The organism is Mesorhizobium intechi, from assembly GCF_002879535.1.
GTDB classification, from domain to species: domain Bacteria; phylum Pseudomonadota; class Alphaproteobacteria; order Rhizobiales; family Rhizobiaceae; genus Mesorhizobium; species Mesorhizobium intechi.
Genome location: NZ_PNOT02000225.1, coordinates 22,065 through 32,050, shown reverse-complemented (window position 1 = coordinate 32,050; position 9,986 = coordinate 22,065). Strand labels below are relative to the sequence as shown.

The 9,986-nt window shown below is 63.7% G+C and carries 7 protein-coding genes and 1 pseudogene; 5 read left to right on the top strand and 3 right to left on the bottom strand.

Annotated elements, in window-relative coordinates; all coding sequences use genetic code 11:
• The 4 genes and pseudogenes from C1D09_RS19795 to C1D09_RS19780 all read left to right on the top strand — a co-directional run.
• A pseudogene (locus C1D09_RS19795) lies at positions 1 to 1,069 on the top strand (serine/threonine-protein kinase); the annotation flags it as partial.
• A 12-nt stretch (positions 1,070 to 1,081) separates the two neighbouring features.
• Positions 1,082 to 1,582: a DUF1036 domain-containing protein gene (locus C1D09_RS19790; protein ID WP_167514683.1), complete on the top strand. Its 501-nt coding sequence runs from the start codon at positions 1,082 to 1,084 to the stop codon at positions 1,580 to 1,582.
• Positions 1,579 to 4,014: a M23 family metallopeptidase gene (locus C1D09_RS19785; RefSeq protein ID WP_143975898.1), complete on the top strand. Its 2,436-nt coding sequence runs from the start codon at positions 1,579 to 1,581 to the stop codon at positions 4,012 to 4,014. Before C1D09_RS19790 ends, C1D09_RS19785 begins: the two co-directional genes overlap by 4 nt.
• Positions 4,015 to 4,233: 219 nt before the next feature.
• Positions 4,234 to 5,562, top strand: a complete 1,329-nt coding sequence (locus C1D09_RS19780) for a caspase family protein (protein ID WP_143975897.1) — start codon at positions 4,234 to 4,236, stop codon at positions 5,560 to 5,562.
• 83 nt (positions 5,563 to 5,645) lie between these two features.
• Here C1D09_RS19780 and C1D09_RS19775 read toward each other — a convergent pair whose 3' ends face one another.
• On the bottom strand, positions 5,646 to 6,149 hold the full coding sequence (locus C1D09_RS19775) for an OmpA family protein (protein ID WP_143975896.1): 504 nt from the start codon (positions 6,147 to 6,149) through the stop codon (positions 5,646 to 5,648).
• 209 nt (positions 6,150 to 6,358) lie between these two features.
• On the opposite strand from C1D09_RS19775, the gene C1D09_RS19770 reads away from it, so the two are divergent.
• On the top strand, positions 6,359 to 6,895 hold the full coding sequence (locus tag C1D09_RS19770) for a DUF6931 family protein (protein ID WP_246135811.1): 537 nt from the start codon (positions 6,359 to 6,361) through the stop codon (positions 6,893 to 6,895).
• Positions 6,896 to 6,941: 46 nt separating this feature from the next.
• Here the strand turns inward: C1D09_RS19770 and C1D09_RS19765 are convergent, their stop codons facing one another.
• Together C1D09_RS19765 and C1D09_RS19760 are read right to left on the bottom strand one after the other, a co-directional pair.
• The gene (locus tag C1D09_RS19765; protein WP_143975894.1) at positions 6,942 to 8,180 is read right to left on the bottom strand and encodes a caspase family protein; all 1,239 of its coding nucleotides are present in this window, start codon (positions 8,178 to 8,180) and stop codon (positions 6,942 to 6,944) included.
• A gap of 7 nt (positions 8,181 to 8,187) precedes the next feature.
• Positions 8,188 to 9,288 (bottom strand): OmpA family protein, encoded by a 1,101-nt coding sequence (locus tag C1D09_RS19760; RefSeq protein ID WP_143975893.1) that lies wholly within the window; start codon positions 9,286 to 9,288, stop codon positions 8,188 to 8,190.
• Between the last annotated feature and the right edge of the window lie 698 nt (positions 9,289 to 9,986).

Genomic DNA, 9,986 nt, shown 5'->3' with positions numbered 1-9,986 from the left:
GCCCGAAACCACGGCCAACAGCCAGGGGCAAGCGCCCCCGGTCGCGATCAAGCCTGCCCAAAACCCGACCGCGAACCCGCCGAAGACGACCGCGCCAAGCCAGGCGGAGGCAGGGAGCAAGCCGCCGCAGCAGGCAAATCCGCCGGCGACAGAACCGGACCTGGTCGAGATCCTTTCCAAGCTGGCCAGGCCCGAGGCTTCCCCGCCGCCGGCCTCCGGGAGCCGTTTGCCGGCGCCGCCGGCCAGCCCGCCGGCCAAACCGGAGGCCCCGCCCCCGGCCGCCAGCCAGCCGACACCGCCAACCTCGCCATCAGAGCCGACACAGACAGCGCAGCCGTCCCCGCAACCGCGGCTGCCGGTAACCACACGACCCGAAAATACCGAAGTCGCGATCAACGTGCCAAAGCCGGCGGCTCCGCCGGCGAAGCCGATCGACGAGGCGGCGCAACGCGCCTCATGGGTGCGCGACTTCAGCGGCGGCGACTGTTTCTATGCGTCGCTGACATCGCAAACCGCCAGCTCCGCCGCCATCGAAGGCCTCGCAACAGCCGTGCAACCCTTCGAGCAGATGCTCAATGATTTTCGCTCGATGTTCCATCTCGAGCCGGACATCAATGTCCGTCTCATCGAGCCGCCTCAGTGTGAAGTGACCAACTTCCTGCGCGTCCTCGACCGGAACCGTGTGGAAAGTCCGAGGCTCGTTCTCGACCGGACATCGGTGCCGGACGGCGCGCCGATCAGCGGCACGCTGGTAACGCATGGCGGGCTGGTTTCCAACGTCATGCTAATCGACCACAGGGGCATCGCCTTCAACCTCGATGATCGCATCGTGGCGCACACCGACAAGGCGACCTTCAACATCCCGATCGGTCTAGGCGCCGCCGACAAGGCGGCGGGCAAACCCCTGCCGCAGATCATGCTGGTGGTCACCGGACCAAAGGACATCCAGGCCGCGATGTTCTCGCGACCGACACCGGTCTCCGAGCTTTTGCCAAGGATCCTCGAGGAGATCGGCGCCGACGGCTCGCAGTTCTCCGCCACCGCCAGATATTTTCAGCTCGGCGGATAGATATGAACGCCGATGGACCTTCGCCCCTCGCATTCATTTTGCCGGCCTTCGCCACGCTCGAAGCGTAGCTGGTTTCGATTGTTGGCGCACTTCTCCGACCGCGTGGCATTTTCCGCGCTGTTCGGCGCGGCGCTGCTCGTTATCTTTTCGCCCAACAGCGCGCATGCCGAATTCACCGTCTGCAACCAGACGCTCGACGTCGTCAACCTCGCCGTCGGACAGAAGGTCGACAATGCCGACCAGACCGACGGCTGGTGGACCATCGGCGCCAACCAGTGCGTGAACGTCATCCGCGAGGAACTCGCCAACCGCTACATCTACCTCTACGCGACCGACGTGTTCGGCCATGCGATCCTCAACGGATCGACCGAGATGTGCGTTGATCGGCGCCGCTTCTCCATCCGTGGCATCGAGGAGTGCTGGCAGCGCGGTCATATTGCGGCGCGTTTCGTCGAGGTCGATACGCTGGAGCAGGTGCGCTGGACCTATTTCCTGACCGGAAACAGCCCGTGACGCACAGCATCGACACGAGCTTCAAACAGAAGAAGCTGGCACGCCTGGCCGAGCGCAGACGCAAACTCTGGCGCCGCGCTCTTGCTGGCGTTGCAACGCTCACCGTCATCGCGATCGCCACCGGCTTCTATCTTACCAGGGACAACTGGTCGTTCGGCGACGAGGATGAGGAACTGCATCCCGTCGAAGGCATGGAAGACGTGCCGCCCGACGCCTCGGTCTATGTGCCGGCCATCATCGACCTTGCCGGCGATCCGATGTGGATCACGCTGGCGCCCGATGCGGACGCCGCCACGAAGGGCCACACGGTTGCGCGCCCGGCCGAACTGGACAGTTCGGGGGCCTCGCCGCAGATCGAAATTCTGTCCGACGTGATGCTGAGCGCCAGCGAGAAGTTCATGACGACGATCCCGTCGACGCAGGAGGATTTTGCCTTCTTCAAAGCGCAGCGGCAGACCGCTGCGAAGCCTTCGACGGCAGCCCCGGACGCTCAGCAACCGACCTCGCCCGCACCTGCCGCGGCGCCCAACGACCAACCGGGCGATCTGGCGAACGACCTGCAGGCGCCGCCGGACACGGGCGAGACGCCGGCCGGTTCTGCGCCCAAGGCCGACGCAGACGACCCCGAGGCCGGCTGGGGCGAGACCATCGACCAGGGCGAGGCAGCGCTCCCCGCCTTCAAGAAAACCGCGATCGAGAACAACACCACCGTCGCGACCGTCACCAGCGAATATCAGCGCTTCGCGGCGACAGAGGACACTTTCGTGAAAATCCTCAACGACCGCAGCCTGGATAGCGTGGCGCTCGATGCCCATTTCTCCGCGGACGACGCCAGGCTTGCGGGCGAGGCGCTGAAGGCGCTGTTCAAGCGCGACGGGCTTGAGGCCGGTTTTGTGGTCGCCATGCGCGGCTTCCGGCCGAACCGCGAGACGACGACCATGTCGCTGATGCAGGTCTCGGTCTACGCAAGGAACGTCTATGTCGGTACGCTGACGCGCGATGCGGCGGGCGCCTTCGTTTCCGGCGTCGACCCCTGGGTTCGCGAAGACCTCTTCAACTATTCCGGTGCCTCGGACCAGGGGGGACCCAAGCGGCAGTACCGGCTGCTCGACGCAATCTACTCGACCGCGGCGCGCAACAAGGTGCCGACCAGCGTGATCGGCGAAGCGATCATGTATCTGTCGAGGGGACAGGACCTCGACGCTTTCGCCAGCGAGGACCAGCGCCTGGTGATGATCTATTCGCAGACGCCGCGCGACCAAGGCGAGATTTCCGGGCGGGTGCTTTACGTCGGCGTCCTGGGTAAGGACAAGAACCTCGACTGCTTCGTCTTCCGGCAAAGCGACGGCCAGTATGCCTGCGTGACCGGCGATGATCAGGTTCGCTCGCTGAACGTCACCAACGGCATGGTCACGCCGGTCGCCGGGGTGATGACGTCGACCTTCGGCCCGCGCAAGCATCCGATCCTCGGCACGGTTCGGATCCACAAGGGTGTCGACTGGGCGGCTCCGGTCGGGACACCGGTCATGGCCGCTTTCGACGGCGAGATTTCCTTCCAGGGCGATGGCGGCAGCTATGGCAATCTGGTGAAGATCACGCACGCCAACGGCCGCGAGACGCGCTACGCGCACATGCAAAAATTTGCCGTCGCCAGCGGCGTCGGCACCAAGGTGAAGGCCGGCGACGTCATCGGCTACATCGGCACCACCGGACTTTCGACCGGCCCGCATCTGCATTTCGAGCTCTACGAGAACGGCGAGGCGATCGACCCCCTCGGGACAGTCACCGCAGTCGCCACCGCCGTTTCCGTCAGTTCCGGCGGGCCCGGCGATTCCGCGGTCGAGACGCTGACCGACCGGATCGTCCATGTCGAAAGCGGCGGCAGCGCCCGCGCCAAGAACCCCAACTCGTCGGCTACCGGCGCCGGCCAATTCATCACCAAGACCTGGATCCGGATGATGAACACCTATCGTCCCGACCTTGCCCGATCGCTTTCGACCGCCGACCTGCTCGCGCTTCGCTATGACGCGACGCTGTCGCGCGAAATGGTGCGCAACCTGGCGCGCGAAGGGGAGGCCTATCTGCGCGCCCGCGGTCACCAGATCACCGCCGGTCGTCTGTATCTTTGCCACTTCCTGGGCATGGAAGGGGCGCACCAGGTGCTGGCCGCGTCCGGCTCGTCGCAATTGAGCGCCGTTCTGGGCGCGGCCGTAATCCAGGCCAACCCGTTCCTGACCGGCAAGACCGTCGCCTACGTCATCGATTGGGCCGAGCGGAAAATGGGGCAGAAAGTGCCGCGCGTGGTGACCGACCAGAGCCAGCCGGCGACAACCACGACCGAGGTCCGGCAGACGTCGCCGGAGTTCGAAAAGTACAAGCAGGCGATAACCGCGCTGCTCAATTCAATCCAAGAGACGCTTGAGCCGGGCTGAGCAATTTCAGGAAAGCGTGAACGGCTTTTCGGCGAAAAGCGCGTAGCGCTTCCGGGCATATCTCCAAATGTTCGCGGAAGCCGGGTGCATCCGGTGAACCTAAGCCGTCGCCGGGGCTACACAAGCCTGAGAGCCATTTTCGCAGAAGCGACCTATGGCTGACGAAATGAGCATGCGCAGAGATCGATAGCGTGCCCCGACGGGCCGGAGGGCTGATCCATGAAACTGTTTGCCATCCTTTTGAGCGGAGTTGTCCTTTCCCTCCTTGCCGCCTTCGGCGTCCAGGCCGCAACAGCCGAGGGCAAGCGTGTCGCGCTGGTCATCGGCAACAGCAAATATGTCGACGCCGTTGCCTTGCCCAACCCGGCGAACGATGCCCGCCTGATTGCGTCGACGCTGCGCGACGCCGGCTTCGACGTGATCGAAGGCATCGACCAGGACAATGCCGGCATGCACGGGCTGATCAGCAAATTCACCGAAGAATCCTACGACGCCGACGTCGCGGTCATCTTCTATGCCGGCCATGGCATGCAGGTCGACGGCAAGAACTATCTCATACCGGTCGATGCCGATCTGATCTCGCCCGCCTATCTCAAGACCCGCACGGTTCAGGTCGACGAGTTCATTGCGGCGCTGCCTGCCGATCCCGCCGTCGGCATCCTCATTCTCGATGCCTGCCGCGACAATCCGCTGGGTCGTACCCTGGCTGCGGCTCTGCCCAAGAGCCGCTCGCTTGGCGCCGGCCTCGCGCCGGTGGATGCAAAGTCGGACGGCGTCGGCACCGGCGGTGTCCTGATCGCTTACGCAACCGATCCCGGCGCTATCGCTTTCGACGGCGACGGCGTCGACAGCCCCTACTCCCTGGCGTTGGCCAAGCATCTGACCGAACCCGGTGTCGAAATCCAGAGCGCCTTGACGCGCGTGCGCGGCGACGTGACGGAAGCAACGCAAGGCCGGCAGCGCCCATGGCACAACGCATCGCTGGGGCGCGAGGTTTTCCTTGGCAAGCCCGCGGCACAAACAGCCCCACCCGCCTTGGCGCCGGTGGCCGACGCCACCGAGACGACTACGGCGCCGGCCCCGATCGCCAGCGATCCGCCGTCCTGGGAGGTCGAGCAGCGGCTTTGGGACGAGGCTTCGAAAAAGAATACCATTCCATATTACGAGGCATATCTCGACCAGTTCTCGAGCGGCCGCTTCGCGACGGTGGCAAGGCTCGACATCGAACAGCTGAAGGCCCCCACGGCGGGCAAGCAGGTCGCAGCGCTCGACACGAACGATTCGAACGCGAAGCCCGGCTCTGCCGTTCGTACCTCGGCCGCCGACCAGGTCCGCGCCGCACCGCCAAAGAAACAGATTGTGCAGAAGACCCGCACGCTGAAACCGGCGGCGCAGCGGAAACCGCGAAGACAGCAGATCGTCGAGCGCTGGCGCAACAGGGAGATTGTGATGCGCGACGAGCCGCGATGGAGAGACAACAATGACTTCCTGACCAAGGCGCTGATTTTCGGCTCCGGCGTCGTGATCGGCGGCGCGATGAGATATTGATCATAGCCGGTCAAAGGGAACCCGCGTTGGACGAGTTCCCTTTTGCCCTGTCGCTGTTGACGGATCGCCCTGGCGGCGATCGCTTACTCGGCCCTGATGCGCATCTCCACGCGCCGGTTGACCGGATCGTAAGGATCGGCGACACGCGGGTGCGTCTTGCCAAGGCCGATTGCTTCAAGCCTGGCAGGCTGTACGCCGTTCGCCTCGAGGAAAGCCGCCACTGACTTGGCTCTCCGCTGCGACAGGTCCTGGTTGTATTGATCCGGGCCGGTCGCATCGGTATGACCTTCAACGACAAAGCTGAACGTGCTCAGCCGATTGTCCCTCAGCGCCTTGGCGAACTCGCCGAGTTCGGTGCGCGCCGTCTGGTCGAGTTGCGCGGAATCAAGGGCAAAATTGATCATCATGTCGAGACCGCTCTTTTGTGCGGCTGAACCAGTCTTCTCGGCCTTGCTCTTGCACTCTTCCTCCGTGCCGACGCAAATGCCGCGCGCGGCACCCAGATTGCCGGTCTGTCCGGCGAAGAACTTGACGATGTCTTCCGATTTCTGAAGCGGATCGGCAAACACGTGCGTTGAAAGAAGCATGGCTGCCAATGTCAAGGCTGAACTGCCCCATCGCATGACCGTAACTCCTGCCTGAGAGGATTTCGCTGGCGTATCATATCAAATCGGGAAGCGATTGTCTGTGAACAAACGCATCTCTGCCTGGTCGCCACCTGCCAACGACTGACGCTTGACCGGCGCTCGGCCACAGGCTTGAGTGCTGTTCTGGTGGTTCTTGGGGTGTGGCAGCCATGGCCAATGAACTCGGATACAGAACGGCACGGGATCTGTTTCTCGCTTGTCCCGCCATCGCCAGGGACATGAAATCGCTGGCCACCGGCCAGCCGCCGCTTGATTTTTGCCGAGCCTTGCTTGCCGGGCGCGTGCCAGAAGAAGCAGTCACGTTCTGTGCCTACCTCCTGCCCGAGCGAGCCGCCGTCTGGTGGGGGCATGAATGCCTGAGCAATCTCGCCGAGCTCCTCGCGGACCGGGATCTCGAATTGCTGGCGCTTGTTCACGACCGCGTCGGCGAACCTCACAATCCCCACCATCAAGCAGTCTTGAGCAATTCCCTTGACCTGCCGCCAGCGACGCCGGCCGCGTGGATCGCTCTGGCAGCGGTATGGCGCGACCCGACCCTCGACATGGTGTCGACCGGATTTCCCGCCGCCCATGCCGTCAATGCCGGAATTCTGGCCGGGCTGGCCCGAGCGTCGCTGGCGGACCGGTTTTCCGTGCTTTCGGCCTTTGTCGAAATGGGCATCCAGATGGCGGAGATGGAGGCGTAGCGGCATTCGCCGATCGCTGCCCGTCATCGTCGGCATCAGTCCGAAATTATTGGCAGCCGCCTTGCGCCCATCTGGCCAGCGCGACCTTGAATCGGGTGCCGAGCGGATGCTGCAGGCGCAGGACCGAGACGTCGTTGGCGGCGAAATTCTTTGCCTGCTCGCAAAGCCGGGCCTCATTCCACTCATGGCAGGTGTCGCAGTGCTTGCCTTGCCAGACCGATTTGTCGAGGCCTTCCACCGGACTGAAAAGCGGTTCGCTCTTGATCAGTTGGGCGATGCTCTTGCCGTCGATCGCCGGGTCGCCAAACTTGACGGGACGTTCGAAAAGGATAGGGCCGTCGCTAGCCAGCTTCGGGATTTTCGCACGCAGCGTATCAAGCGCCAGCTGGTCGGCATTCTTGCCTGGCGAAGCGCCCGTATTACGCGTGTCGGATCCGGCTTCAGATTGCGGGGGGCTCGCCTCGCCGACGATCAGCGGGGCGTTGAGATCGACCTTGTGCAGGACGACCTCGGTGGTCAAGGAGACATTGATCCAGGGGCGTTGCTTGCCGGCGGTCGCCTTGAAGACGTCGCTGGTCACCCTGTTCATCGCTTCGGTGATGGAGACATTGGATTCTCCAATGTGCTGAAGCAATGCCGTCGTGAAGGGCGAGTGGTCGCCGGACCCGTCATAGGCGAGCTGGTTGGGACTGGCGGCGAAGGCGACGAGTGTTCCGGCGCCGCCATTCTCGATCGGAATTTCCGCAAGGCCGCTGCTTGCACCCTTGATGCCGGCGGTCTTTGCCAGGACAGCGGCCAGAGGATTGTCCCGGCACGCGTCCAGAAACACCAGCCTTATGCTCGTCTCGCGCGACATCTGACGCAAAATGAAATCGACCGACACGGCCTCGAAATCGAGCGAGGTCTCGTCCTCGAGCGCGGCATCCACCGGAAGCAGATAATTCTTGCCCGAAACCTGCAGGCCATGGCCGGCATAGAAGAAAAGCGCCACATCGGCGCCGCGCACCTGTTTGGCGAACTGGGCGACCGTGGTCTGTGTCTGCTGCTTGGTAAGATCGAAGCCCGAGACCACCTCGAAACCAAGGTTCTGCAGGCGCTCGGCCATCGCCTTGGCATCGCGTGCAGGATTGGCGAGCGGCGCGGCGTGCTGATATTGCGAGTTGCCGAGCACCAGCGCGATACGGCGCTCGGCGCTGGCGGCCGTCAAAGTCAAAAGCAGGACAAGCGCGACAATGCCGGCGCCGCGAAGCAAGACGGCGCAAAACGCGATTGTACGGGAACCCACCCCGACCTCAGTTCGCGAGTTTCGTGGCGGAGAATTCGATCCGCCGGTTGAGCGCCTTGTTCTTCGGCGTATCGTTGGCGGCAACCGGGCTCTCCTCGCCATGGCCGGCGGCGCTGATCTGCCGACGCGGCACGCCACCGGCGACCAACGCCTCGGCAACCGCCTGGGCGCGCCGTTCGGAGAGCGCCTTGTTGGCCTCGGGCGAGCCGTCCGAGTCCGTGTAGCCGGAGACCTCCACCTTCAAGGTCGGGCATTTGCCGACGACACCTTCGACTTCGACGAGCAGCGGGCGGCTCTTGGCATCGAGCCGGGCGCTGGCCGGACGAAAGTAGATGGCGCCGGTGCGCGACAACACGGCGAACCGGTTGAGGCACTCCTCATCACTGAAATTGGCCTTCGCCGCGTCGGTGGCCACGGGACCGACATCAGCGGCGCCGGCAGCGACCGTCTGCACCGCGGCCGGCTTGCTGCCGTCGGCGACAAAGACGAAGTCGAAGGACACCGAGGCGGTGGGTACGATGTTCGTCACATTGGCGGCCTGCTGTAGCTTGTCGACGTTCGGCAGTAGGCCGAAATCCTCGACATGCACCGCGACGGGAGCCTCCGACGCGACGGAAACCTGCGTGTCGCTGATCATGGTTACGACGACGCTGGCCTCGAGATCCTTGTCGACGCCATGCAGATTGAGACGGAACGGCAAGGTTGCCTTTACCCTGCGCTTTGTCGCGAGATCGGCGAACGCGGCCGGGTCCACCTTCGCTGTCAGCTCCGCCGTCGGATATTTGAATGTTTCGAAGAACAGGAAGCGCATGCGCACATTGCGCAGGTCGACACCCGTGTCGACGGAATTGAGATCGAAGGTGACCTTGGCATCACCCGCAGCGCTGAGCGTGCCGGTGATATTCCTGATCTTGTTGGTCTCGACGATCGTGTTCTTCTTGACCGACTGATAGGTGAGCACCGAGGCGTCGGGATCGAGCGTCCAGTTCGGCGCGGCGTTGGCGGCGTGCGGTTCGAACACCAGCAAAGCCAGCAGCGCGGCAAAGACCAAGCCAAGGGCCGCGGCCTTGGTGCGCACTTTTCGACAGAATGCGATGACTTCGAACATGGAACGCCCCCGCCAGGACAACCTACCTCGATACCGCTGGAAATGGGAGCATAGAGCACTTGCCCTTGCTTGGCGAGCGGTTCGAGTCGGCCTCGACAAGTGACGCCAACCTGCCATGCGCGGGCGGAATTGTCTTCTATTGGGCGCTCATCCTCCCCAGCCGCCTCCTCCGCCACGCTGCCTCCGCTACCGCCGCTGACTGTCGATCCTGATTTGTGCAGTGGATCCCACGACCTTCAGGAACCTGGCCTCGCGAAGCAGCGGATTCCAATCGGTCCCTCGATATCGGGCTTGAGCCCGAGGCTCCCTCGGACGACCATGCCCGTGCTCGCCATTCCGGCGAGATATGAAGTGTCGTCGTCCAGTGAACGACCGGTTCTGAGACGGGCGTGGCCGCACACAAACGACCAGGATAGGCGCATACCAGACATTCAGCAGCTGACCGACCGCGCCTCGGTTGCCTCATCCCCTCCATATCGTGGAGCGAGAACGGTCTGCATATGTCTGGCAGGTCGAGTTCACCGCGCGCCTCGATCGCCAAAAGATACAGAGCCTTGGCCAGACGGTCCGATTCCCCCACCGCAGGGGAACCGCAGATGGCGAGCAGCGCACTCTGCTCCTCCCGGCTGGCTCCGTCGGGCTCGCTGCTGCCACCGCCGATGTCATGCAGGGCTTCGCCGAACGCAGCATAGGCTATC